This window comes from Rhodoferax sp. WC2427 (genome assembly GCF_040822085.1).
In the GTDB taxonomy this organism is placed as follows: domain Bacteria; phylum Pseudomonadota; class Gammaproteobacteria; order Burkholderiales; family Burkholderiaceae_C; genus Rhodoferax_B.
In genome coordinates, this window is sequence record NZ_CP162006.1 from 2,525,810 (window position 1) to 2,548,669 (window position 22,860).

The window sequence follows — 22,860 nt, forward strand, 5'->3', positions numbered from 1 at the left end:
TTTGGAGACGAAGCTGTGCTACTGTAGTGTGTAATTTGTCACATATTTGCTATTTAATACATTTTTCTACACAGACCGGTACATCCCTGCATCTTCTTATGGCTTGGGACTCTACTTCTATCAAAAACAGCTTCTACAGCATCCTGGGAATGGATTCTGCGCGGGCGGACGCCGGGCGTGCGCAGCAGCTGGAGCAGGTCCGCACCGCGATGCTGGAGTGTCTGGGCGATGTCGGGGGCTTTGAAGGCCCGATTCTGCGGCAGCGCGTGGCCTATGCCAAAGACGTGCAAACCCTGTGGTTTCTGCGGGCCGACCTGATGGGCGTGTTGGCCAGCCGCGATGGCGAAGGTGCCGCCCGCAACCGGATGGACCAGATTGCTCCGCTGTTCCAGGGCCTCTTACCCAAGGGCCTGGTGTCGCGTTCCAGCAGGTTGCGCTAATGCTCAGTGGTGGTGGTGGCCGCCATGGTCGTGGTGGCCATGGTCATGTCCGTGGTGGTGGTGACCTGCGCCGTGGTGCGACACATGGCCCCAGACCACCAGCGCTTCGCGGCCCTGTAGCGCCAGTTCCACCGTTGCGCCCACGGGCAGCAGCACCTTGGTTTGCACATGGCCGAACGGCAAATTGGTCAGCACCGGCACCTTGAGCTGGCTGCGCAGCCAGGCGACCACGGTGGCCAGGCGGAATGTGCCGTCGTGCGGCACCTTGGTGAACTCGGTAAATTGGCCCAGCACAATGGCTTTTTGCCGCGCCAGCACGCCGCTGTAGAGCAGCTGGGTGAGCATGCGCTCGATGCGGTAGGGGTGCTCGCCCACATCTTCCAGGAACAGAATGCCCCCCTGGATCTGCGGAAAATACGGCGTGCCGATTTGCGACACCAGCACCGACAGGTTACCGCCCCACAAAATCGCATCTTTCATATAAAAGTCGCCCTCAGCGCTTATTCCATCAGCGTGAGAAGCTACTGAATCCATAGCAAGCTGGGCATCATCACGGCCTAGCCGCCAGCCCGTGCCCTCGCCCTGCCCACCCACCAGGTCGTCAAAGCAGGCTTCCATGATGTCGTCGGGGGTGCCTTCCACGCCAAAACCCTCGCCCAGTGCCGGGCCCGCCCAGGTGATGGCCCCGGTGTGCGCGAGCAAGGCGTTTTGCAAAGCTGTGAAGTCGCTGTAGCCCACAAACTGGGTGCCGTTTTCAATCGCCTTGGTGACCGCACGGTAGTCGATGCCGCCCAGGATGCGCGTTAGGCCGTAGCCACCGCGGGTGGTGAGTGCAATATCGGCACCGCTGGCTGCAGCCCGGTGGATGGCCGCCACGCGGGTGGCATCGTCACCGGCAAAGCGCATATGGCTTTTGAGGGCATCGGGGTCGATTTCGACCGCATAACCCAGGGTTTTGAGCCGGGCCACGCCGCGCTTGAAGGCGGCCTTGTCGCGCACCGCGCCAGAGGGGGAGTAGATGTAGATATGTTTCACGGGGCCAAGTATCCCATCGCCTGGGCCGCTTCTGCGCTGGGCGGGCCGTCGAGGTGCAACGTGGGGCCCGGGAATGCTTCCTGCGGGTCCCAGCCCTTGGCCGCAAAGGCCCGTAGCGCGGCGCGGTGCCCGCCATCGGGGAACGGGGCGGGGTCCAGGGGCGCGGTGTCGGCCCCCAGCCGCACCAGGGCCCGGATACGCTCGGCGGGCAGCAGAGGTGTGCCCTCGCCCTGCAGCACCAGCACCACCTGGTCCACGCCCAGCCGGTCCAGCCACGTACACAGCACCTGGCGGTGCCAGTCCCAGTGGTGGACCGCTTCTTTCTTGGGTTTGTCACTGCGGCCAAAGCCCAGCAGATCGGGGGCCAGCACGCGGTGGCCAGCCGCCGCCAGGGCCCAGGCCATGGGCTGGAACGCCAGGCTGCTGCCAGTGCGGCTGTGCAGGCAAAGGACCGTGCTGGTGGCAGGGCCGGTGTCGCGGTAGTGCATGCGCCAGCCATCTATATCGGTGTACTGCTGCGCCGCGTCGGAAAAACAGGCTTCGGGCGTACGCAGTGCGTCTTCGCGCAGGGGGATGTGGGCCTGTCGCTGCAGGGCGCGGCGCTGCTGAAAGAACGTTTGCAGCACCCCCGCACAGGCTTCGGCCAGCACCCCACCCTGCACCTCGGTCTGGTGGTTCAGGTGCGCGTTGGCAAATACATTGATCACCGAGCCCGCCGCGCCGGTTTTGGCGTCCGGCGCGCCAAACACCACCCGGCGCAACCGGGCATGCAGCATGGCTCCGCTGCACATGGTGCAGGGCTCCAGCGTGACAAACAGCTCGCAGCCGTCCAGCCGATAGTTGCCCAGCACCCGGGCCGCAGCGCGCAAGGCGTTGATTTCGGCATGCGCGGTGGGGTCGTGCCCGTCAATGGGCGCGTTGCGGCCGGTGGCAATGACCACACCGTCTTTCATGACCACGGCCCCCACCGGCACCTCGCCCGCCTCGGCGGCCAGGCGGGCCTGGTCCAGGGCGAGTTGCATGGCTTCCAGATCGGTCATCGGGTGTTTACTATATTTTTGATAGCTTCTTGCGCTGATGGAATAAGCACAAGAGGCCTCAATGGCTTAAGGTTTTTCATCCGGCATGGAGCGTGGTGTTTGCAGCGCGGCATCCAGCGATTGCTTCACTTGCTGCTGCATCTGCTGGGCCGATGCCGGGCCTTGCGGCGTAGCCACCACGGGAGCGGTCTGTTTTTTGGCCAGCAGGCTGATAGCCACCACCACGACGAGTAAACCCACAACGCTGAAGACGGCGCGCATCACAAACCCCGGTGAAGAACAAGGGCGGATTTTACGGTCCGGCCAGTCTATTTTGGGCTGTCGCCATGGCTACCAGCACCACGTTCGGCGCCACCGCCCTGCTGGGTATCGGTGCCTGCCTGCCCATTTCCGCCACCGCGGCCCCGGGTCTGGTTGAGAATAGCGGCCATGAACACACCCACCTGCCGCTGCACCTGGGCCGACAGCAGCCCGCTGATGGCCGCCTACCACGACGACGAATGGGGCGTACCCGAGCGCGACAGCCGCAAGCTGTGGGAGAAACTGGTGCTCGACAGCTTCCAGGCCGGGTTGTCGTGGAGCATCATCTTGCGCAAGCGCGAGGGCTTTCGGGCCGCCTTCGCCCAGTTCGACCCCGAGGCCGTGGCCCGCTTCACGCCTGCCGACGTCGACCGCCTGATGCAGGACCCCGGCATCGTGCGCTCCCGCGCCAAGATCGAGGCCACCATCGGCAACGCCCAGGCCTACCTGGCGATGCAGGCGGCGGGCGTGGACTTCTCCACCTGGCTGTGGGGCCTGGTGGGGGGCACGCCCATCAAGGGCAACGGCGTGGTGCTGACCCAGTCGCCGCTATCGGCCGACATCTCCAAAGCCCTTAAAAAACGCGGCTTCAAGTTTGTCGGTGCAGTGACCATCTACGCCTGGATGCAGGCCGTGGGCATGGTCGACGACCACAGCCAGCAGTGTTTCAAATACCAAAGCTAGCCACACAGCGCCCGAGAGGGGCGTGGGACAGGATTGCGGATGCGGATTCGGCCGCACATGTCCCTGCCGGTGCACTGTATGCCTTTTAGGCCTCTAGCGCTTATTTGGTGGTCGTAAGCAGCTATTGATTAGGTAGCACTCCAGCCCACGCCTTTCCCCTACAATCAGGGCACTTGAAGGCCAGGCCTGTAGTGGCGTGCGATGCGCCTCACCGGCTTCGCACCGTGAAAGGTCTCTGTCCCATGACGTCGATTGCTAGCACGAAGCCTTGGACCCGCAGTACCGCCCGCCCGTTCATGCGCAAGGCAACCCTGGTAGCCTTGCTGCTCACCGCGCCGGCCTGGGTGCTTGGACCGATCTTTGGCGACGACTTTTTCTACCACCTGCTCTACAACACGTTCTTCAACGAGCAGCTGCGCGCGGGCGATCTCTATCCGCGCTGGCTTTTCAACGGCAATGCCGGACTCGGCGGCCCGGTTTTCTTTTTCTACGGCGCGGTCCCGTCGTTCGCCACCTGCTTCTTCTCGGTCTTTGGCCTGAGCGTTGCGCACCAGATGGGGGCGGCCGTGTTTGTGGCCACCCTGGGCAGCGGGGTTGCCGCCTACCTATGGGCCCAGATGGTGGTTTCCCGTGCGGCGGCGGTGGCGGCAGCCTTGCTGTACATGGCACACCCCTACCACCTCAACGTCGATCTGTACCTGCGTTTTGCCTTTGCGGAGTTCTGGTCCTTTGTCTGGATGCCGCTGGTCCTCGCCGCCATGGTGGCGATCGCCCGAGGGCGCCCCCATTTCTGGCTGTTGGGCGCGGTCTCGTATGCCTTGCTGATCGCCACCCATCCGCCCAGCGTACTGATCTTCACATGCCTGCTGGTGCCCTATGGGCTATGCCTGCTGGTCGCTGCGCCCGCCCACCGGCGGCTGGCCATTGCAGTGCGCATGGCCGGGTCGTTGGCGCTGGGGGTCGCGCTGGCCGGCATCTACCTGGTGCCTGCGCTGACCACGCAGCAATTCGCCAGCTATGCCGAAATTTTGAAACGTTGGGATGCCAGCTTTTTTGTCGACCATACGGCCCTGTGGCGCGATGGTCTGCTGTTGTCGCATGTGTGGCGCTACGGTGCCGATCCGGCCATGATGGTCTATGCCAATGTGGTGGCGTTCTCGCTGCTGGTGGCTGCGGTGTCGGCAGGCGTTGCCTGTATGCGTGCCAGCACGCCCCGCCAGCGGCTGTGGCCGCTTTTTTGGGCCTTGATCGTCGCGGCCACGCTGTGGGCAATGAGCAGTTACGCCCTGCCCTTTTGGGAGTTCGCCCACTATTTGCAGCGCATCCAGACGCCTACGCGGCTCAACATGGTACTGGCGCTCGCGCTGGTGCCCCTGGTCGGGTACGCGGTGGACCGCTGGCCACCCCGCAGAGGGCTCGCGGTGGTGGCGTGGTCCGCAGTGGTGCTGTATGCCGCCACATTTTGGGTGCCTTCGGCGAAACAGATCTATTGGGGATGGACCAAGTACGCCGATGTGCACATAGGCGCTGCCGTCCTGCCGCCAGAAACGCGGCCGGTGGAAGTGCCCCGCGCGTGGGCCAGCAATGCCTCGATTGCCACCCTGAGCGAAGCGACACCGCGCGCGGCATTCCTTTCCGGTGGCGGCAGCGTTTCGGCCCCCGCGTGGGGTCCGGAGGGCATCCTGCTGGAAACCCGCAACACGCAGGCCGATGCACTCGTCGTACACCAGTTCAACTACCCGGGCTGGCGCATCGTGAGCACACCACCCACTTCTTTTACCGTGGGTGCCACGCCAGAAGGCCTGCTGGCGATCCAGTTGCCAGCGGGTGCCTACCGCTTGTCGATCACCCGGGCCAAATTGCCTGCCGAATGGATCGGGCTCTCGATCACGGGGAGCGCGGTGGTGGTTGCGCTCGCCGTGCTGCTGGCCACGCGCCGCAGGAATACGGCTCTGTCCGCCCCTTAGCCAGGAACGGCCGGTGTACGGACAAGGTTCAGGCGACTACTTCTTCCAGGTGAACATCGCCGACGCCACGTAGTTCCATACGGTGCCTACGACCACGCCAGCCAACCCGGCCACCCACCACTCCTGCTGGCGGTTGAAGATCATGTTGGCCACGCCGACATTGCCCACCGCACCGACACCGCAGACCAGATAGAACGACAGCAAGCCCGTGAAGAAGCGCATGCCACGCAGGCGGCGGTCGCGGTAGGTCAGGAAGTTGTTCAGAACATAGTTAGATGTCATGGCGGCCAGCGTGGCCACAATCTGCCCCACCGCAAACGGCACGTTTGCGACGCGGAACGCCAGGAAGAGGACCAGAAAGTGGACGAACAGACCACTTCCGCCCACCAGTGAAAACAAAATCAGGCGCGGCGGCAGAATGTGGCCGAAGCGCTTGTCGAGAATCAGCATGATGTACTGCCACAGCACCGCCGAATCCAGCTTGCTTTCACCCGCGAAGCGCTCGCGGAAGACGAATGGCACTTCCGCATAGCGCGGCGGCGTCGGCGAAGACGCGAACAGGTCCAGAAGAATCTTGTACCCCTCGCCAGACAGCCGCCGGACCGCGCGGTCGAACGCTTCGCGCTGGACCAGAAAGAACCCGCTCATTGGATCGGTCAGCGGCGACGCCACGACCAGCTTGGCCAGATAGGTGGCAAAACGGCTCATGGCCGCGCGCTTGTTGTCCCATTCGCCGACCGAGCCGCCTTCGCAGTAACGGCTGGCAACCACGAAATCCAGCTTTTCTTCCCGTACCTTGGCCAGCATGCGCGGCAGCAGGGTCTCATCGTGCTGCAGGTCGGCATCCATAACCACGACGGAGGCGGCAGACGATGCCAGAACGCCCTCCACCACCGCCCGCGACAGGCCGCGTCGGCCGATTCTGTGCAGACAACGCACCCGCAGGTCTTCTCGTGCGATGCTGCGGACCAGGTCGGAGGTTCCGTCCGGCGAGTCGTCATCGACATAGATCACCTCCCAACTGATACCTATCAGCACGGCATCCAGTCGGGAAATCAACTCACGGATATTGTCGCGTTCGTTAAACGACGGCACTACGATCGAGAGCTCAAGCATGACTTTGCTTTCTAAGGATGGTCCTGGGACGGCCCCTAAAAAACATTTTGGCACATGAGTTACCGACGCTGCCAAGTTTAGTCGCTCTGTTACATTCCCCCGCCATGTCCTTGCGAGGGCTGCCCGCAGGCCCTACAGGGAATGCGGCGGGATGCCCGTCAGATCGCCCTCGGATCTAACCCGAAAGCGGCCTGCCCTCACTCCCACTCGATGGTGGCAGGCGGCTTGCTGGAGACGTCGTAGGTCACGCGGTTGATGCCACGCACTTCGTTGATGATGCGGCCCGACACCTTTTTAAGCAGGGCATAGGGCAGCTCGGCCCAGTCGGCGGTCATGAAGTCGCTGGTTTGCACCGCGCGCAGGGCCACCACGTAGTCGTAGGTACGTCCGTCGCCCATCACGCCCACGCTTTTCACCGGCAGGAACACGGTAAAGGCCTGGCTGGTCAGCTGGTACCAGGTCTTGCCGGTGGCCTCGTCCTTGAAGTTGTGCAGCTCTTCGATGAAGATCGCGTCGGCGCGGCGCAACAGGTCGGCGTATTCCTTTTTGACTTCGCCCAGAATGCGCACGCCCAGGCCGGGGCCGGGGAAAGGGTGGCGGTACACCATCTCAACCGGCAGACCCAGAGCCACGCCCAGTTCGCGCACTTCGTCCTTGAACAGTTCACGCAGGGGTTCCAACAGCTTCAGGCCCAGCTCGGCAGGCAGCCCACCGACGTTGTGGTGGCTTTTGATGGTGACGGCTTTTTTGCTTTTGGCACCACCGGACTCGATCACGTCGGGGTAAATCGTGCCTTGGGCCAGCCATTTGGCACCCTTGGCGCCGTCGCCCTTGAGCTTGGCGGCTTCTTGCTTGAACACGGTGACGAACTCGCCACCGATGATCTTGCGTTTGGCTTCGGGGTCGGTCACACCCGCCAGCTTGCCCAGAAACAGGTCGCTGGCATCGGCGCGGATCACCTTGGCGTGCAGCTTGCCGACGAACATGTCCATCACCATGTCGCCTTCGTTCAGTCGCAGCAGGCCGTGGTCCACAAACACGCAGGTCAGCTGGTCGCCAATCGCGCGGTGGATCAGGGCCGCAGCCACGCTGGAGTCCACGCCACCCGACAGGCCCAGAATCACCTCCTCGTCGCCTACCTGGGCGCGGATGCGGGCGACCGCTTCGCTGATGTAGTCGCCCATGATCCAGTCGGGCCGGGTGCCGCAGATGCCGAGCACAAAGCGGTTCAGCAGCGCCTGGCCTTGCACGGTATGGGTCACTTCGGGGTGGAACTGCACGGCGTAGAAATGGCGGGATTCGTCGGCCATGCCGGCGATGGGGCAGCTGTCGGTGCTGGCCATCAGCTTGAAGCCGGGGGGCAGCTCGGTGACCTTGTCGCCATGGCTCATCCACACATTCAGCATGCCCTCGCCCTCGGGCGTGGTGAAATCGGCGATGTCCTTGAGCAGCGCGGTGTGGCCACGGGCACGCACCGACGCAAAGCCAAATTCACGGGTGTGGCCGGTTTCCACCTTGCCGCCCAGCTGCTGCGCCATGGTTTGCATGCCGTAGCAAATGCCCAGTACCGGCACGCCCAGATCGAACACGGCCTGGGGCGCGCGGTCGGTGGTGTCCTCGGTCACGCTGGCGTGGCTGCCCGACAGGATGATGCCCTTCAGGTTGCCATCGGCGGCGTAAGCACGCATCCATTCGTCGGTCACATCGCAAGGATGGACTTCGCAAAACACGTGGGCATCGCGCACACGGCGGGCGATGAGCTGGGTGACTTGTGAACCGAAATCGAGGATGAGGATTTTTTGGTGGGACATGGCTAAAAATGAAAAACGGGCAGCACGTAGGCTGCCCGGATCTATCGACAAAAAAATGCGCTTCAGGCTTGCGCAGGGATCCGCAGAACTTGGCCAGGGTAAATTTTGTCCGGGCTGCTCAGCATGGGCTTGTTGGCTTCAAAAATCTGCGGGTACAGATTGGCGTTGCCATAGACTTTTTTGGCCACGGCGCTCAGGGTGTCGCCACTGACGACCGTGTGGTAGGTGCACTCGGGCACCTCGGGACAGGTCATTTCATCGGCCACACCGGCAACGCCATGGACGTTACCGCAGCAGACGACGATTTTTTCCCGGGTTTCCATATCGGCCACGGCACCGGCCACAGTGACGATCTGGTCGGCCCCATTGAAGCTGATGGTCAGGCCATCGGTGGACAAACCTTGCGCCTGGATGTAGGTGCCAATGGCATCCGCCGCCGCGGTGTTTGCCGCAGCCGCCTTTTCCTGGTTGCTCGGTTCAGCCACTGCCGCAGCGATTTCAGGCTTGTTGCCAAACAATTTCTGACCAGCCTCTTTGATGAACGAAATCATGCCCATGGAATTTCTCCTTTAAACGGTATACAACCCAACAGCAAAAATACTGCCGAGGCTATTCTGACCGGTAGTTAGGTGCTTCTTTGGTGATTTGCACGTCGTGTACATGGCTTTCGCGGATACCGGCTGAGGTAATTTCCACAAATTCGGCTTTATTTTTCATATCGTCGATGGTGGCGCAACCGCAGTAGCCCATGCTGGCACGGATGCCGCCCGCCATTTGGAAAATGATGGAGACCATGGATCCCTTGTACGGAACCCGGCCTTCGATGCCTTCGGGCACCAGCTTGTCGGCGTTGGGGTTCTCGGTGCTGACTTCCTGGAAGTAACGGTCGGCACTGCCTTGCTGCATGGCACCAATGCTGCCCATGCCCCGGTAGCTCTTGTAGCTACGGCCCTGGAACAGCACCACTTCGCCCGGTGCTTCTTCGGTACCGGCAAACATGCCGCCCATCATCACGGTGCTGGCACCGGCTGCGATGGCCTTGGCAATGTCGCCGCTGTAGCGGATACCGCCATCGGCAATCAGGGGAATGCCGCTGCCCAGCAAGGCAGTGGCCACATTGTCAATGGCCATGATTTGCGGCACGCCCACGCCCGCCACGATGCGGGTGGTGCAAATGCTGCCCGGGCCGATGCCGACCTTGACCGCATCCGCACCGGCTTCGGCCAGCGCCAAAGCGGCAGCGCCGGTGGCGATGTTGCCGCCGATCACGTCAATGTGCGGGTAGTTTTGTTTGATCCAGCGCACGCGGTCGATCACGCCCTTGCTATGGCCATGGGCCGTGTCCACCACGATGGCATCCACACCGGCACGCACCAGGGCTTCGACACGTTCTTCGGTGCCCTCGCCCACGCCGACCGCCGCGCCCACGCGCAATTGGCCTTGGGCATCGCGCGCGGCGTTGGGGAAGCTGGTTTGCTTGGTGATGTCCTTGACGGTGATCAGGCCCTTGAGCTCGAACGCGTCGTTGATGACCAGCAGGCGCTCCAGCTTGGATTTGTTCAGCAGCGCCTTGGCCTCGGCCAGCGATGCACCTTCCATGACCGTGACCAGCTTTTCGCGCGGGGTCATGATCTGGCTGACGGGCACGTCGTAGCGGGTTTCAAAGCGCAGGTCGCGGCTGGTGACGATACCGACCACCTTGCCGCCGTCGCACACCGGAAAACCGGAGATGCCGAGCTGGGCCGACATATCGATCACCTGGCGCACGGTGTGGCTGGGAGTGATGATGACGGGATCGCGCAGCACACCGGACTCGTAGCGTTTGACCTTGAGCACTTCAGCAGCTTGCTGCTTGGGTGTGAAGTTTTTGTGCACGATACCCATGCCGCCTTCCTGGGCCATGGCGATGGCCAGACGGGCTTCGGTGACGGTGTCCATGGCGGCAGACACCAGGGGCAGGTTCAGGGTGATGTTGCGGGAGAGGCGGGTCGCAAGAGACGTGTCCTTGGGCAGGACTTGGGAGAACGCTGGCACCAACAACACATCGTCGAAAGTGAGCGCTTTTCCTAGCAGACGCATATAGAAAGCTCCAAAAGACGGATTGTACTAGCCCGCGAGACCCAGCTTTTGTGTCACAGGCCCTCCGCAATTGCGTGCAGACCGGTCCAAAGCGTGCGAATCCGCACGTCCCACAGCTAAACTGCGGGCATGAAACTGCACAAATTGCTTGTTATCGCCCTCGGGTGCGCGTGGTCATTGGGGGCACTGGCCCAGTGGCAGTGGATGGACAACAGCGGCAGAAAAGTATTCAGCGACCGCGGTCCGCCGCCCGACATTCCGGCAAAAAATATTTTGCGCCAGCCCGGTGGCGCGGCCAAAGCTGCGCCAGTGCCCGCGCCTGCCGCACCGGCTTCGGCGGCCTCTGCGCCCAAGGTCAGCGGCGTGGACAAGGCTTTGGAAGAAAAGAAAAAGCAGGCCGAAGCCACCGAAGCAGCCCAACGCAAGGCCGAAGTGGACAAAAACGCCGCTGCCCAGGCCGAAAACTGCACCCGCGCCAAGCAGTCCAAGGCCAATTTCGATTCGGGCGTGCGCATTGCCCGCACCAATGACAAGGGCGAGCGCGAAATCCTCGACGATGCCGCCCGGGCCAGTGAATTGAAGCGCCTGCAGGACGTAATAAGCGCCGACTGCAAATAGCCGCAGCCTTCAGTAACCCGCCTTCGCCCCGGCCCGCTTCTTGGTGAACAGGCCGGCGCGGCCGGCGCCCTGGCGGGTAAAACGCGTGCGGCGGGCAACCTTGGGGTCAACGGTGAGGGGCCGGTACAGCTCCAACCGGTCACCATCGGCCAAAAGCTGGGTGTGCGGTGCCAATGCGCCCCACACCCCCGAGTCCAGTGCCAGCAGATCCGCCCCGGCAAAACTGGGCATCGCGCTGCAGGCCCGCAGGGCGTCTGCCACGCATGCCCCCTGGGACACGTCCACCTGCGCTTCGACCACCTGACCCGGTGCTAGCGCGCACACCACGGTGATGTGCAACGCCGTATCAACCATAGACCTGCTCGGCGCGCTTCACAAAGGCATCGACCAGGCTGCCCGCAATGCGGTCGAACACCGGGCCCACCAACGCCGACAGCGCGATGTTGTCAAAGCCGTAGTTCAGCTGCAGATCGACCCGGCAGGCCCGCTGGCTGCCGTCACCCACGGGGGTAAAGCCCCAGGTGCCGTCCAAATTGGAAAACGGGCCCTTGATGAGTTTCATCAGCACCTGGCGGCCTTCCGCACTGACCACATGGGTGTTGTGGGTAACAAACTTCTGGTGGATGCCGCCAAACGCAATGCCCACTTCGGCTGTCATGCCGTCGGATTCTTCGCTGAGCACGGCGGCGTGGTCGCACCAGGGCAGAAACTGCGGATACAGCGCGACTTGGGTGACCAGGGCGAACATTTCTTCGGCGCTGTACCAGATGAGGACGGACTTGTGGACGTTTTTCATAGAATGGAGGGCTGCGCGGGATTGTAGAACCTGCTCCCGCCCTCTTCTTCCACTTTCATGGACTCGGGCGCAGAGCACCCCGAGCCATGACAGTTGTCTCACGTTCATAGTACCTAATGGCCAAAAAACCCGATCCCACCGCCCGCATTGCCGACAACAAAAAGGCCGCTTTCAACTACTTCTTCGAGGAGCGCATTGAGTGCGGCCTGGTGCTGGAAGGCTGGGAGGTCAAGTCACTGCGCGAAGGCAAGGTGCAGCTCACCGACGGCTACGTGGTGGTGCGCGCGGGCGAGCTGTTCCTGATCGGCTGCCAGATCCACCCGCTGAATTCGGCCTCCACCCACATCAGCCCGGACAAGGTCCGCACCAAGAAGCTGCTGCTGCACAAGGAGCAGATCAAGAAAATGATCGTCAAGGTGGAGCAAAAAGGCTACACCCTGGTGCCGTTGAACCTGCACTGGAAGGCTGGCAAGATCAAATGCGAGATCGCCCTGGCCAAGGGCAAGGCCGAGCACGACAAGCGCGACACCATCAAGGACCGCGAAGGCAAACGCGAAGTGGAACGCGCCATGAAGTCACGCCAAAGATAGGCGTTTGGGCACAGTCCATACACACTGGACCATAGCACCTACCGGTCGGCAAATTTTGCCTACAAATTTACATACAAAATCGCATACTGATGCGTTGCGAGGCTCACAATAAGTTACATTGCGCTGCAATCTAACTTGGAGACTCCATGCCATCCTTCCTCTCCAACCTCTCCGTCGCCAAGCGACTGGGCCTCGGTTTTGCCCTCGTTCTGGCTCTTTCCATCGCCATCATTGCAGTCGGCATCGCACGGCTGAATGCGGTGGAGGAGGCTGCGCAGTACATGGTGGCCAGCCCCATCAAAACCGAGCGCATCGTCAGCGACTGGTACCGCAACATCCACACCGGCGTGCGCCGGACCGGCGCCATTGCCAAGAGCAACGACCCCGCATTGACCGGCTTTTTTGCCGAAGACCAGGCCGCCTCGTCCAAGTCGTCCAGCGAATTCCAAAAGATGGTGGAAGCGTTGATGGATAGCGAGCAAGAAATGACCCTCTTCAAGCAGATATCGGACGAGCGCAAGGCCTATATCGTGGTGAGAGACAAGATTCTGGAGCTCAAAAAAGAAGGCAAGGGAGACGAAGCCAGCAATTTGCTCGACCAGCAATTCACGCCCGCCGCCAAACGCTACATGGGCAAGATGGAAGAGCTGCTGGCCTACGAGCGCCAAGACATCGACAGCCAAGCCAAGGGCATCCAGGACATCTTCACCACCAGCCGCAACCTGATGCTGCTGCTGGGCGGAGCCAGCCTGGTACTGAGCATCGTGATCGCCTGGCTGCTGTCGGGCTCCATCACCGGACCGTTGGCCCAGGCCAGCGCGGTGGCCCGCCAGGTGGCCTCGGGCGACCTGAGCGCCCGCATTGACAACCAGCGCACCGACGAACTTGGCGAACTCCTGTCCAGCCTGCAGAGCATGCAGACCAGCCTGGTGCAGGTGGTGTCGAATGTGCGTTCCGGCTCGGAAAGCGTCTCCACCGCCAGTGCCGAAATTGCCGAAGGCAACAACGACCTGAGCGCCCGCACCGAAAGCCAGGCCAGTGCCCTGGAGCAAACCGCCGCCTCCATGGAAGAGCTCAGCTCCACCGTCACGCAAAACGCCGACAACGCCCGCCAGGCCAACCAGCTGGCCCTGAGCGCCTCCAGCGTCGCCGTCCAGGGCGGCCAGGTCGTGGGCCAGGTGGTCGAAACCATGAAGGGCATCAACGAATCCTCGCGCAAGATCTCGGACATCATCCAGGTGATCGACGGCATTGCCTTCCAAACCAACATCCTGGCGCTGAACGCCGCCGTGGAAGCCGCCCGTGCGGGCGAACAAGGCCGCGGATTCGCCGTGGTGGCCAGCGAAGTACGCAGCCTGGCCGGACGCTCGGCCCAGGCCGCCAAGGAAATCAAGAGCCTGATCGGTGCCAGCGTGGAGCGGGTTGAACAGGGCAGCGTGCTGGTGGACCAGGCTGGCGTAACCATGACCGAAGTGGTCAACTCCATCCGCCGGGTGACCGACATCATGGGCGAGATCAGCGCCGCCAGCAACGAGCAGTCGCTGGGCGTGGCCCAGATAGGCGAAGCCGTGACCCAAATGGACCAGGCCACCCAGCAAAATGCCGCCCTGGTCGAGGAAATGGCCGCAGCCGCCAGCAGCCTGCGCAACCAGGCCCATGACCTGGTGCAGGTTGTCGCCGTGTTCAACCTGGGCGCCCAGGGGGGCCCGCAAAATGTGCCACTGGGCATGCGCCGCTGAGCGGGAACCTTTCCACGCGCCCGGTATCATCGTCCTATGCGCCGCTTTTTCCTCATCCTCATGATTGCCCTGCTGCCCTTGCGCGGCTGGGCGGGCGAGGTGATGGCGATGGACATATTGGCGCAACATGCGCCTGCTATACAAAAAGTAGCTGCTCACGCTCACCACACGGTCGAAAGCAGCACTTTTGATATGGAAATGCAGGCCGACTGCCACGGCGCTGCGGAAGCGGCGCATTCGGATGCCGATGCCAGTACCTCCCACTGCGGCACCTGCCCGCTGTGCCAGATGTGCCACACCGTGGCGGCCCCCGCGCCTTTCTTCGCGATACCCACCCCCTGGCTGCCCCATGCGCAGCCCACCACCGGCCCCGCCCGGTTTGCCAGCGCGCCTGCCGCGTTTGCGCTGAAACCACCGATTTCCTGAACGCCCTAGCCGTAGTCCGTCTGCAATCTGCCTGAACCGGCGGTATTGCGGATACCGCTTGCACCGTTCAGGAGAGCATTTTGAAAACCATTCTTGTCAGCGCCAGTGTGCTGCTGTGCTTCGCTGCGTGCGCGCAGAGTCCCGCCTGGCCTTACCGCTCGGTATTTGCCGACCCCCCTGCCGGGGTGGAAAACCAGCCGCTGGACTGGAAACGCGCCAACGCCGACGTAGGCCAGTTCCCCCGCGGCCATGCGGATGTCCTCAAGTGGGAGCAGGCCCATCCACCCTCTGTGCCCATCGGGGCCGCCACCCTCCCCGTCTTAGGCCGCGAGGATGCCGTCGCCACTGCCCGCCAAAACTATCCCACCCAGCCCGCGGCAGAGGTGCGCAAAGCCTGGATCCAGGCCGTTGGCGCCCAGCAAAGCGCCGTGTACCTGCGCGACGTGCAACAGGCTGCCGAAGCCGGGGCCGAGCTGGCCCGGCGCATGGCACAAGTGGGCAATTGGAGCCGCATGGAGCAGGCCCGCGAGCAGCTGCTGCTGGCCGATGCCTCGGCGCAACTTGCCCGCGCGCACAACGCCGCCTTCAGCGCCCGCGAAAAGCTCATCCGCCTGGTGCGCCCGGAAGGCGGGCCCACCGGCTTTGCGCTGCCAGACCGCCTGCCCGACCTGCCCCGCGCCACCGATCTGCACGAGCTGCCCGCCCAGGCCCGGTCCGAGGCGCGCGAGGCCTACTTTGCCTACCGCACGGCGTTGGATCTGGCCGTGCACTACCGCGACGAGATCGTGCCGCTGCGCAAGTTCATTCTGGATGAGCTGGTGCTGCGCTACAGCGGCATGCTGGCCAGCGTGTGGGAACTGCTGGCCGAAACCCGCCAGCACAGTGAAAGCATCAACAGCGCTATGGAAGCCCAGCGCGACTTCTGGCTGGCCGACGCCGATTTGCAAACCGCTCTTCAAGGAAATTGATATGGACCGCAGAACCTTTTTCGGCGGCGCGGCCCTCTCCGCCGTAGCGGCCGCCAGCGTCAGCAAAGTCGCCCTGGCCGCCCTGCCCGAGCCGGTGATCGCCACCACCCCCGCCACCGCCCCGCCGCTGGTGCCGCCCAGCGGCCGCCCCTACAACCCAGTGGTCACCCTCAACGGCTGGACCTGCCCCTGGCGGATGAACGCCGGGGTGAAAGAGTTCCACCTGGTGGCCGAGCCGGTGGTGCGCGAAATCGCCCCCGGCATGCAGGCCACCTTGTGGGGCTACAACGGCCAGTCGCCCGGCCCCACCATCGAGGTGGTGGAAGGCGACCGCGTGCGCATCTTCGTCACCAACCGCCTGCCGGAGCACACCACCATCCACTGGCACGGCCAGCGCCTGCCCAATGGCATGGACGGTGTGGGCGGGCTCACGCAGCCACAGATCCCGGTGGGCAAGACTTTCGTCTATGAATTCGTGGCGCGCCGCCCCGGCACCTTCATGTACCACCCGCACGCCGATGAAATGGTGCAAATGGCCATGGGCATGATGGGCTTCTGGGTGACGCACCCCAGGCTTAAAACCCCCGCCATTGCCGAAGTCCAGCGCGACTTCTGCTTTTTGCTCAATGCCTACGACATCAGCCCCGGCAGCACCACGCCCCGGCCCAACACCATGCTGGACCAGAACCTGTGGACCTGGAACAGCCGGGCCTTCCCCGGCATTGACACGCTCAACGTGCGCCAGGGCGACCGGGTGCGCATCCGCGTGGGCAACCTCACCATTACCAACCACCCGATCCACCTGCATGGGCACGAATTCGTGGTCACCGGCACCGACGGCGGCCCGGTCCCCATCAGCGCCCGCTGGCCCGAGGTCACCACCGACATCGCGGTGGGCCAGATGCGGCAGATCGAATTTGTGGCCGATGAACCCGGCGACTGGGCCCTGCACTGCCACAAAAGCCACCACACCATGAACCCCATGGGCCACAGCGTGCCCAACATGGTCGGCGTGGACCACCGCGGCCTGGTGCAAAAAATCCAGAAACTGGTGCCCGACTACATGCTGATGGGTGAGCGCGGCATGGCCGACATGGGCGAGATGCAAATGCCCATCCCCGACCAGACCCTGCCCATGATGACCGGCACCGGCCCCTATGGCCCGGTCGAGATGGGCGGCATGTTCACCACCCTGAAGGTACGCAGGGACCAGCAGCCGGGCGACTACCGCGACCCCGGCGCCTACCCGCAACCACCGGGCACACGGGCGTTTGAATGGACCGGCAGCCTGACCGAGCCCGAACGCCCCGCCGCCGCGGTGCCCGCCGAGGCCCTGCAAGTGCGCAAGCCGGGCGCTGACCCACACCATGGCCACTAAGGCCACTAAGGCCATCGAGGCCTATTACTCTCAAATTTATAGCTGCTCACGCCCATGGAATGGGCACGAGAGCCCGATTTTCTTTAAATCTTGAACCCTGAACAAACACCATGCAAAAAACCACCCTGTCCCTGATCGCCGCCCTCCTTGCCACCACCAGCGCCCTGGCCTGGGCCCACGGAGATGCCACCCACGCCAAAGCCAGCGGGCCCGTCAAACTGGAACAAAAAGCCTGGGGCATCGCGGGCAACCCGAAAAAGGTCAACCGCACCATCACCTTCACCATGACCGATGCCATGCGCTTCGACCCCAGCCAGATCACGGTCAAGCAAGGCGAAACCATCCGCTTCGTCATCCAAAACGGCGGCGGCATGCTGCACGAAATGGTCATCGGCACCCCCCAGGACCTGGACGCGCACGCCGCGCTGATGCTCCAGTTTCCCACCATGGAGCACGACGAGCCCTACATGGCCCACGTGGGCGCAGGCAAAACCAGCGAGATCGTCTGGAACTTCAACCAGGCCGGCAGCTTTGACTATGCCTGCCTGATCGCCGGGCATTACCAGGCCGGCATGCGCGGCAAGATCACCGTCGCGGCCCAATAAACCCCAGGAACCACCATGCGCACCATCACCACCGCTCTCACAGCCCTCGCCATCGCCGCCATTGGCACAGCCGCCCTGGCCCAGGCCACCCTGCCCTACACCGACGGCGAAGTCCGCAAAGTCGACCTGTCGGCCCAGAAAATCACCCTGAAACACGGCGAAATCAAGAACCTGGACATGCCGCCCATGAGCATGGTGTTCCAGGTCAAAAGCCCGGCTCTGCTGGAGAAAGTCAAAGCCGGAGACAAGGTGAAGTTCACCGCCGAGCAGATCAACGGCGCGCTGGTCGTCACCGATCTGCTACCCGCGCCCTAGTGCACATCCGCTGCCAGCGTCTCGATGATCGGGCACGGCAGCTCCTTGCCCGTGTGTTCGCAGCTGTCGATCAGATGCGACAGCGCCTGCTGCATGCGCTGCAGGTCGGCCAGCCGGGTGCGGATCTCTTCCAGCCGCTGGCTGGCGATCTGGCGGATCGACGGGCGGTCCAGACCGTCCTCCAGCGACAGCAGCTCGGCCACCTCGCCCAGCGAAAAGCCCAGCTCTTGCGCGCGCTTGATGAAGCGGATGCGCTGGCCCAGCGCCACCGGGTAGTACCGGTAGGCGCCGCGGGCCTCGGGTACCGGCAGCAGGCCGCGCTGCTGGTAGTAGCGGATGGTTTCCACGCCGACTCCGGCGGCTTGGGCCAGCTTGCCGATGGTCAGGCTGGTGCTGCGTGCAGTAGGCATAAAAAAAACCTTTGTAAAAACGCTTGACTCTGGGGTCGACTACGGAGTTTATGCTCGGTGTATTGCATTCGTAAAGGACCCCGCCATGAAAGACCCCGTCTGCGGCATGACTGTGACCGAAAAGTCCGCCCACGCCCACACCCATTTGGGTCATAGCTATTACTTTTGTAGTGCAGGCTGCAAGACCAAGTTTGCGGCCAACCCGCAGAAATACCTCGCCCCGGCAGAGCCCAGCCCGGCCCCACCGGTGGCCGGGGCCATCTACACCTGCCCCATGCACCCCGAGGTGCGGCAAGACCACCCGGGCAGTTGCCCGCACTGCGGCATGGCGCTGGAGCCGGAGCTGCCCAGCCTGGACGAGGCCGAAAACCCCGAGCTGGTGGACTTTCGCCGCCGCTTCTGGTGGACCCTGCCGCTGAGCATTACGGTGATGGTGCTGGCCATGCTGGGGCACCGCCTGCAATGGTTTGACATGCAGGTGCAAAGCTGGATCGAGCTGGCCTTGAGCCTGCCGGTGGTGCTGTGGGCGGGCGCGCCGTTTTTTGTGCGCGGCTGGCAATCGCTGCGCCACCGCAGCCCAAACATGTGGACCCTGATCAGCCTGGGCACGGGCTCGGCCTTTGTCTACAGCCTGGTGGCCACGCTGGCACCACAGGTGTTTCCGGCATCGTTCCTATCCATGGGCCGGGTGGCGGTGTACTTCGAGGCGGCGGCGGTCATCATCTCGCTCACGCTGCTGGGCCAGTTGCTGGAGCTCAAGGCCCGCTCGCAAACCTCGGCGGCCATCCGGTCGCTGCTGGGCCTGGCGCCCAAGACCGCCCGCCGCATCGCCGACGACGGCAGCGAGGCCGACATTCCATTGACCCACGTGCACATCGGCGACCGCCTGCGCGTGCGCCCCGGCGAGAAAGTGCCGGTAGACGGTGTGGTCCTGGACGGCAGCAGCGCGGTAGACGAGTCCATGCTCACCGGCGAGCCCATGCCGGTGAGCAAGCGCAGTGGCGACAAGCTGATCGGCGCCACCCTCAACACCAGCGGTGCGCTGACCATGCGGGCCGAGCGGGTGGGCTCCGGCACCCTGCTGGCGCAGATCGTGCAAATGGTGGCCCAGGCACAGCGCTCCAAAGCGCCCATGCAGCGCATGGCCGACACGGTGGCGGGCTACTTTGTGTTTGGCGTGGTGTCCATCGCCGTGCTGACCCTTTTTGCCTGGGGACTTTTCGGCCCTGCGCCCAGCTGGAGCTACGGGCTGATCAACGCGGTGGCGGTGCTCATCATCGCCTGCCCTTGTGCGCTGGGGCTGGCCACGCCCATGTCCATCATGGTGGCCACCGGGCGCGGTGCTACCCAGGGTGTGCTGTTCCGCGACGCCGCCGCCATCGAGCACTTTCGCCAGATCGACACCCTGATCGTCGACAAAACCGGCACGCTCACCGAGGGCAAGCCGGTGTTCCACAGCGCGCTGCCGCTGCCCGGCTTCGATGCCGACGGCGTGCTGCGCCTGGCCGCCAGCCTGGACCAGGGCAGCGAACACCCGCTGGCCGATGCCATCGTGCGGGCCGCCCGCAGCCAGGGGCTGGCGCTGGCTGCCGTGACCGACTTTGCGTCGGCCAGCGGCATCGGCGTGCAGGGCAACGTGGAAGGCCAGGCGCTGGCCTTGGGCAACGCTACTTTGATGCAGCAAATGGGCCTGTCGGTGGCCGCACTGGCGGCCCAGGCCGACACCCTGCGCCGCGACGGGGCCAGCGTGGTGTACCTGGCGGCGGCGGGCCGCCTGGCCGGGCTGCTGGCCGTGGCCGACCCCATCAAAGCCAGCACCGCCGAAGCCCTGGCTGCATTGACGGCCGCGGGCATCCGCATCGTGATGGCCACCGGCGACGGCCTGGGCACCGCGCAAGCTGTCGCGCAAAGACTCGGCATCACCGAGGTGTTTGGCGAAGTGAAGCCCGCCGACAAGCTGGCCCTGGTGGTGCGCTTGCAAAAAGAAGGCCGCAAGGTGGCGATGGCGGGCGACGGCATCAACGATGCCCCGGCGCTGGCCCAGGCCGACGTGGGCATCGCCATGGGCACCGGCACCGATGTGGCGATGCACAGCGCGCAGGTGACCTTGGTGAAGGGCGATTTGCGCGGCATTGCCACGGCGCGGGCCCTGTCCCAGGCCACCATGGCCAATATGCGGCAGAACCTGGGCTTTGCCTTTGTCTACAACGCGCTGGGCGTGCCGCTGGCTGCGGGCGTGCTGTTTCCCTGGACCGGCTGGCTGCTGTCGCCCATGGTGGCGGCCCTGGCCATGAGCCTGAGCTCGGCCTCGGTCATCACCAATGCCCTGCGCCTGCGCCACGCGCAACTTAAAACCGACACCCACTGAAAGACGATGAAGACCATGAGCACCTTTGAAATTACCGGCATGACCTGCGGCGGCTGCGTCAAGCGCGTGCAGGCCAAACTGGAAGCCGTCGCCCCCGGCGTGCAAGTGCAGCTGAAGCCGCCCCAGGCCACGGTGCCGGGCCCTGCCGACCTTGCCACCCTGCAAGCCGCGCTGGCGGGCAGCCACTACAGCCTGGTCGCACCCGCCGTGGTCGAATCGCCGCCTGCTGCGGCCCCGGGCTGGTTCGCTACCTACCGCCCGCTGCTGCTGATCGTGGCCTACATCCTGGGGGCCAGCCTGCTGGTGCAGGGCGCGCAGGTCAGCGCCATGGGCACCATGCACTACTTCATGGCCGGGTTCTTTTTGGTGTTTTCGTTCTTCAAGCTGCTGGACGTGGCCGCGTTTGCCGACGCGTATGCGGGCTACGACCTGCTGGCGCGGCGCTGGCGGCCGTGGGGCTTTATCTACCCGTTTGTGGAGCTGGCGCTGGGCATGGCCTATCTGGCCCACGTCCAGCCGGTGCTGACCAACGCGGTGACGCTGGTGGTGATGGGCTTTTCGGCCATTGGCGTGATTGGCGCGGTGCTGGACAAGCGCAGCATCCGCTGTGCCTGCCTGGGCACGGTGTTCCAGCTGCCCATGTCCACCGTGACCATCATCGAAGATGTGGGCATGGTGCTGATGGCCGCCATGGCGTTGGCAATTTAGCTACCAGGTCCCTTTAGGCTTGCGCGCCCGCACGGCGGCGGAGACCATTTCCACCGTGGCCGGGCGGTTGGCGTTCTGGGCGAAGTCGATGGCGGTGAGGTTCTTCTGGTTTTTCAGCAGCGGGTCGGCACCTTCGTCCAGCAGCAGCCGGACGGCCTCGTCGGTGCCGTATTGGGCGGCCATCATCAGTGGCGTGCTGCCGTTGGGCGAGGCCGCGTCGATGTAGGCAAAGTTCTCCAGCAGCAGGCGTATCACCGCCAGGTGGCCCCGGGTGGCAGCGTAGTGCAGCGGGGCCCAGCCGGTCTTGTTGACATCGGCGCCCTTGGCGATGAGCTGGGTGCAGATGTCCAGCTCGCCTTCCAGCGCGGCGATCATCAGCGGGCTTTCGTCCTGGGCGGTGCGGGTTTCGGTCTTGATCTTGGGCCAGGCCAGCAAGGCGTTGGCGGCTTTGAAATTCTCGCCTTTCAGCGCCAGGTACAGGCCTGAGCGGCCCTGTGCATCGGTGGTGTTGCCGTCAAAGCCACGCCGCAGCAAGGTCTGGATCTCGCCCGCATTGTCGCGCTGGATGGCGGTAAAGAAGTCGTCGAACGAACCTGCCTGAGCAACATTAAACCCCATTAGAACAACAAGATAGGCAACTTTCTTGAAGTGCTTTATCACGACAGAACTCCGCGGAACAGGCGGTCGAAGTTCGCGCTGGTGGTGTGCGCCACCTCTTCCACCGACAGCTTCTTGATGTCCGCCACCTGCTTGGCCACGTAGGGCACGTAGGCAGGCGTGTTGGTCTTGCCGCGGAATGGCATGGGCGCCAGGTAGGGGCTGTCGGTCTCGATCAGCAGGCGGTCCATGGGCACAAAGGCGGCCACGTCGCGGATGTCCTGGGCGGTCTTGAAGGTCAGGATGCCCGAGAAGGAAATGTAGAAACCCAGGTCCAGCGCGGCACGGGCCACGGCCTGGGTTTCGGTGAAGCAGTGGAACACGCCGCCCGCGCTGCCCGCGGAGCCGTCCTCGCCCTCCTCGCGCAGGATGGCAATGGTGTCGTCGGAGGCACTGCGGGTGTGGATCACCAGCGGCTTGGCCACCTGGCGGGCGGCGCGGATGTGGGTGCGAAAGCGTGTGCGCTGCCATTCCATGTCGGCCACGTTGCGCTCGCCCAGGCGGTAGTAGTCCAGCCCGGTTTCGCCAATCGCCACCACGCGGGGCAAGGCCGAGCGCTGCAGCAAATCTTCCAGCGTGGGCTCTTGCACATCGTCGTTGTCGGGGTGCACACCCACGGTGGCCCAGAAGTTGTCATACGCCGTGGCCAGGGCATGCACGTCGGCAAATTCCTCCAGCGTGGTGCAGATGCACAGGGCGCGGGTGACCTGCGCCTCGGCCATGGCGGCACGGATGGCGGGGAGCTGCACGACCAGATTGGGCATGCTGAGATGGCAGTGGGAATCAGTGAACATCGGGTAAACATGGCCG

General features: G+C 63.8%; 25 protein-coding genes. 13 read left to right on the plus strand and 12 right to left on the minus strand.

Annotated elements, in window-relative coordinates:
- Positions 1–98: 98 nt before the first annotated feature.
- Positions 99–440 carry a hypothetical protein gene (locus AB3G31_RS11855; RefSeq protein WP_367846290.1) on the plus strand — a complete coding sequence of 114 codons (342 nt, stop codon included), beginning with the start codon at positions 99–101 and terminating at the stop codon, positions 438–440.
- A 3-nt stretch (positions 441–443) separates the two neighbouring features.
- On the opposite strand, the gene AB3G31_RS11860 is transcribed toward AB3G31_RS11855, so the two are convergent.
- From AB3G31_RS11860 to AB3G31_RS11870, 3 genes are all read right to left on the minus strand, one after another.
- The gene (locus tag AB3G31_RS11860) at positions 444–1,475 is read right to left on the minus strand and encodes an LD-carboxypeptidase (RefSeq protein WP_367846291.1); all 1,032 of its coding nucleotides are present in this window, start codon (positions 1,473–1,475) and stop codon (positions 444–446) included.
- Positions 1,472–2,515, minus strand: a complete 1,044-nt coding sequence (gene tadA, locus AB3G31_RS11865) for a tRNA adenosine(34) deaminase TadA (RefSeq protein ID WP_367846292.1) — start codon at positions 2,513–2,515, stop codon at positions 1,472–1,474. Before tadA ends, AB3G31_RS11860 begins: the two co-directional genes overlap by 4 nt.
- Before the next feature lie 66 nt (positions 2,516–2,581).
- Positions 2,582–2,776: a hypothetical protein gene (locus tag AB3G31_RS11870; RefSeq protein WP_367846293.1), complete on the minus strand. Its 195-nt coding sequence runs from the start codon at positions 2,774–2,776 to the stop codon at positions 2,582–2,584.
- A gap of 168 nt (positions 2,777–2,944) precedes the next feature.
- On the opposite strand from AB3G31_RS11870, the gene AB3G31_RS11875 reads away from it, so the two are divergent.
- Together AB3G31_RS11875 and AB3G31_RS11880 are read left to right on the plus strand one after the other, a co-directional pair.
- Entirely contained in the window at positions 2,945–3,499 is a 555-nt protein-coding gene (locus tag AB3G31_RS11875; protein WP_367846294.1) for a DNA-3-methyladenine glycosylase I, read from the plus strand.
- 296 nt (positions 3,500–3,795) lie between these two features.
- The gene (locus AB3G31_RS11880; RefSeq protein WP_367846295.1) at positions 3,796–5,466 is read left to right on the plus strand and encodes a hypothetical protein; all 1,671 of its coding nucleotides are present in this window, start codon (positions 3,796–3,798) and stop codon (positions 5,464–5,466) included.
- Positions 5,467–5,502: 36 nt separating this feature from the next.
- On the opposite strand, the gene AB3G31_RS11885 is transcribed toward AB3G31_RS11880, so the two are convergent.
- From AB3G31_RS11885 to guaB, 4 genes are all read right to left on the minus strand, one after another.
- A complete protein-coding gene (locus AB3G31_RS11885; RefSeq protein ID WP_367846296.1) occupies positions 5,503–6,582 on the minus strand; it encodes a glycosyltransferase family 2 protein in 1,080 nt (359 codons plus the stop codon).
- Between the two features lie 197 nt (positions 6,583–6,779).
- Positions 6,780–8,393 carry a glutamine-hydrolyzing GMP synthase gene (gene guaA, locus AB3G31_RS11890; RefSeq protein ID WP_367846297.1) on the minus strand — a complete coding sequence of 538 codons (1,614 nt, stop codon included), beginning with the start codon at positions 8,391–8,393 and terminating at the stop codon, positions 6,780–6,782.
- Positions 8,394–8,455: 62 nt separating this feature from the next.
- On the minus strand, positions 8,456–8,950 hold the full coding sequence (gene lysM / locus AB3G31_RS11895; RefSeq protein WP_367846298.1) for a peptidoglycan-binding protein LysM: 495 nt from the start codon (positions 8,948–8,950) through the stop codon (positions 8,456–8,458).
- A 52-nt stretch (positions 8,951–9,002) separates the two neighbouring features.
- Entirely contained in the window at positions 9,003–10,472 is a 1,470-nt protein-coding gene (gene guaB / locus AB3G31_RS11900; RefSeq protein ID WP_367846299.1) for an IMP dehydrogenase, read from the minus strand.
- Between the two features lie 129 nt (positions 10,473–10,601).
- Here guaB and AB3G31_RS11905 point away from each other — a divergent pair, with 129 nt between their 5' ends.
- The gene (locus AB3G31_RS11905; protein ID WP_367846300.1) at positions 10,602–11,090 is read left to right on the plus strand and encodes a DUF4124 domain-containing protein; all 489 of its coding nucleotides are present in this window, start codon (positions 10,602–10,604) and stop codon (positions 11,088–11,090) included.
- 9 nt (positions 11,091–11,099) lie between these two features.
- Here the strand turns inward: AB3G31_RS11905 and AB3G31_RS11910 are convergent, their stop codons facing one another.
- A complete protein-coding gene (locus tag AB3G31_RS11910) occupies positions 11,100–11,444 on the minus strand; it encodes an RnfH family protein (RefSeq protein WP_367846301.1) in 345 nt (114 codons plus the stop codon).
- Complete coding sequence (locus AB3G31_RS11915) at positions 11,437–11,886, minus strand: type II toxin-antitoxin system RatA family toxin (protein ID WP_367846302.1); 450 nt, start codon at positions 11,884–11,886, stop codon at positions 11,437–11,439. Before AB3G31_RS11915 ends, AB3G31_RS11910 begins: the two co-directional genes overlap by 8 nt.
- Before the next feature lie 116 nt (positions 11,887–12,002).
- Here AB3G31_RS11915 and smpB point away from each other — a divergent pair, with 116 nt between their 5' ends.
- The 7 genes from smpB (at position 12,003) to AB3G31_RS11950 (ending at position 17,907) form a co-directional block, all read left to right on the plus strand.
- A complete protein-coding gene (smpB, locus tag AB3G31_RS11920) occupies positions 12,003–12,476 on the plus strand; it encodes an SsrA-binding protein SmpB (RefSeq protein WP_295958181.1) in 474 nt (157 codons plus the stop codon).
- 146 nt (positions 12,477–12,622) lie between these two features.
- Positions 12,623–14,215, plus strand: a complete 1,593-nt coding sequence (locus tag AB3G31_RS11925) for a methyl-accepting chemotaxis protein (RefSeq protein ID WP_367846303.1) — start codon at positions 12,623–12,625, stop codon at positions 14,213–14,215.
- A 36-nt stretch (positions 14,216–14,251) separates the two neighbouring features.
- A complete protein-coding gene (locus AB3G31_RS11930) occupies positions 14,252–14,641 on the plus strand; it encodes a hypothetical protein (protein ID WP_367846304.1) in 390 nt (129 codons plus the stop codon).
- 80 nt (positions 14,642–14,721) lie between these two features.
- Entirely contained in the window at positions 14,722–15,609 is an 888-nt protein-coding gene (locus AB3G31_RS11935) for a hypothetical protein (RefSeq protein WP_367846305.1), read from the plus strand.
- Between the two features lies 1 nt (position 15,610).
- Positions 15,611–16,987, plus strand: a complete 1,377-nt coding sequence (locus tag AB3G31_RS11940) for a multicopper oxidase family protein (protein WP_367846306.1) — start codon at positions 15,611–15,613, stop codon at positions 16,985–16,987.
- 110 nt (positions 16,988–17,097) lie between these two features.
- Positions 17,098–17,592: a plastocyanin/azurin family copper-binding protein gene (locus tag AB3G31_RS11945; RefSeq protein ID WP_367846307.1), complete on the plus strand. Its 495-nt coding sequence runs from the start codon at positions 17,098–17,100 to the stop codon at positions 17,590–17,592.
- 15 nt (positions 17,593–17,607) lie between these two features.
- Positions 17,608–17,907 carry a copper-binding protein gene (locus tag AB3G31_RS11950; RefSeq protein WP_367846308.1) on the plus strand — a complete coding sequence of 100 codons (300 nt, stop codon included), beginning with the start codon at positions 17,608–17,610 and terminating at the stop codon, positions 17,905–17,907.
- Here AB3G31_RS11950 and AB3G31_RS11955 read toward each other — a convergent pair.
- Positions 17,904–18,317: a MerR family transcriptional regulator gene (locus AB3G31_RS11955; RefSeq protein WP_367846309.1), complete on the minus strand. Its 414-nt coding sequence runs from the start codon at positions 18,315–18,317 to the stop codon at positions 17,904–17,906. The two genes, AB3G31_RS11950 and AB3G31_RS11955, sit on opposite strands and share 4 nt — an antisense overlap.
- Before the next feature lie 61 nt (positions 18,318–18,378).
- Here AB3G31_RS11955 and AB3G31_RS11960 point away from each other — a divergent pair, with 61 nt between their 5' ends.
- Together AB3G31_RS11960 and AB3G31_RS11965 are read left to right on the plus strand one after the other, a co-directional pair.
- Complete coding sequence (locus tag AB3G31_RS11960; RefSeq protein WP_367850335.1) at positions 18,379–20,685, plus strand: heavy metal translocating P-type ATPase; 2,307 nt, start codon at positions 18,379–18,381, stop codon at positions 20,683–20,685.
- A 15-nt stretch (positions 20,686–20,700) separates the two neighbouring features.
- Entirely contained in the window at positions 20,701–21,393 is a 693-nt protein-coding gene (locus AB3G31_RS11965; protein ID WP_367846310.1) for a heavy-metal-associated domain-containing protein, read from the plus strand.
- Here AB3G31_RS11965 and AB3G31_RS11970 read toward each other — a convergent pair whose 3' ends face one another.
- On the minus strand, positions 21,394–22,011 hold the full coding sequence (locus AB3G31_RS11970) for an ankyrin repeat domain-containing protein (RefSeq protein WP_367846311.1): 618 nt from the start codon (positions 22,009–22,011) through the stop codon (positions 21,394–21,396).
- 38 nt (positions 22,012–22,049) lie between these two features.
- Complete coding sequence (locus AB3G31_RS11975; RefSeq protein ID WP_367846312.1) at positions 22,050–22,844, minus strand: TatD family hydrolase; 795 nt, start codon at positions 22,842–22,844, stop codon at positions 22,050–22,052.
- Positions 22,845–22,860: the final 16 nt, after the last annotated feature.

Excerpts from the sequence above, each read along its gene's own strand:
- AB3G31_RS11975 (WP_367846312.1), bottom strand. The coding sequence starts at position 22,844 with ATGTTCACTGATTCCCACTGCCATCTCAGCATGCCCAATCTGGTCGTG.
- AB3G31_RS11875 (WP_367846294.1), top strand. The coding sequence starts at position 2,945 with ATGAACACACCCACCTGCCGCTGCACCTGGGCCGACAGCAGCCCGCTG.
- AB3G31_RS11870 (WP_367846293.1), bottom strand. The coding sequence starts at position 2,776 with ATGCGCGCCGTCTTCAGCGTTGTGGGTTTACTCGTCGTGGTGGTGGCT.
- AB3G31_RS11885 (WP_367846296.1), bottom strand. The coding sequence starts at position 6,582 with ATGCTTGAGCTCTCGATCGTAGTGCCGTCGTTTAACGAACGCGACAAT.
- smpB (WP_295958181.1), top strand. The coding sequence starts at position 12,003 with ATGGCCAAAAAACCCGATCCCACCGCCCGCATTGCCGACAACAAAAAG.
- AB3G31_RS11970 (WP_367846311.1), bottom strand. The coding sequence starts at position 22,011 with ATGGGGTTTAATGTTGCTCAGGCAGGTTCGTTCGACGACTTCTTTACC.
- AB3G31_RS11855 (WP_367846290.1), top strand. The coding sequence starts at position 99 with ATGGCTTGGGACTCTACTTCTATCAAAAACAGCTTCTACAGCATCCTG.
- AB3G31_RS11925 (WP_367846303.1), top strand. The coding sequence starts at position 12,623 with ATGCCATCCTTCCTCTCCAACCTCTCCGTCGCCAAGCGACTGGGCCTC.
- tadA (WP_367846292.1), bottom strand. The coding sequence starts at position 2,515 with ATGACCGATCTGGAAGCCATGCAACTCGCCCTGGACCAGGCCCGCCTG.
- guaA (WP_367846297.1), bottom strand. The coding sequence starts at position 8,393 with ATGTCCCACCAAAAAATCCTCATCCTCGATTTCGGTTCACAAGTCACC.
- lysM (WP_367846298.1), bottom strand. The coding sequence starts at position 8,950 with ATGGGCATGATTTCGTTCATCAAAGAGGCTGGTCAGAAATTGTTTGGC.
- AB3G31_RS11930 (WP_367846304.1), top strand. The coding sequence starts at position 14,252 with ATGCGCCGCTTTTTCCTCATCCTCATGATTGCCCTGCTGCCCTTGCGC.
- AB3G31_RS11945 (WP_367846307.1), top strand. The coding sequence starts at position 17,098 with ATGCAAAAAACCACCCTGTCCCTGATCGCCGCCCTCCTTGCCACCACC.
- AB3G31_RS11880 (WP_367846295.1), top strand. The coding sequence starts at position 3,796 with ATGCGCAAGGCAACCCTGGTAGCCTTGCTGCTCACCGCGCCGGCCTGG.
- AB3G31_RS11950 (WP_367846308.1), top strand. The coding sequence starts at position 17,608 with ATGCGCACCATCACCACCGCTCTCACAGCCCTCGCCATCGCCGCCATT.
- AB3G31_RS11905 (WP_367846300.1), top strand. The coding sequence starts at position 10,602 with ATGAAACTGCACAAATTGCTTGTTATCGCCCTCGGGTGCGCGTGGTCA.
- AB3G31_RS11940 (WP_367846306.1), top strand. The coding sequence starts at position 15,611 with ATGGACCGCAGAACCTTTTTCGGCGGCGCGGCCCTCTCCGCCGTAGCG.
- AB3G31_RS11915 (WP_367846302.1), bottom strand. The coding sequence starts at position 11,886 with ATGAAAAACGTCCACAAGTCCGTCCTCATCTGGTACAGCGCCGAAGAA.
- AB3G31_RS11965 (WP_367846310.1), top strand. The coding sequence starts at position 20,701 with ATGAGCACCTTTGAAATTACCGGCATGACCTGCGGCGGCTGCGTCAAG.
- AB3G31_RS11910 (WP_367846301.1), bottom strand. The coding sequence starts at position 11,444 with ATGGTTGATACGGCGTTGCACATCACCGTGGTGTGCGCGCTAGCACCG.
- guaB (WP_367846299.1), bottom strand. The coding sequence starts at position 10,472 with ATGCGTCTGCTAGGAAAAGCGCTCACTTTCGACGATGTGTTGTTGGTG.
- AB3G31_RS11955 (WP_367846309.1), bottom strand. The coding sequence starts at position 18,317 with ATGCCTACTGCACGCAGCACCAGCCTGACCATCGGCAAGCTGGCCCAA.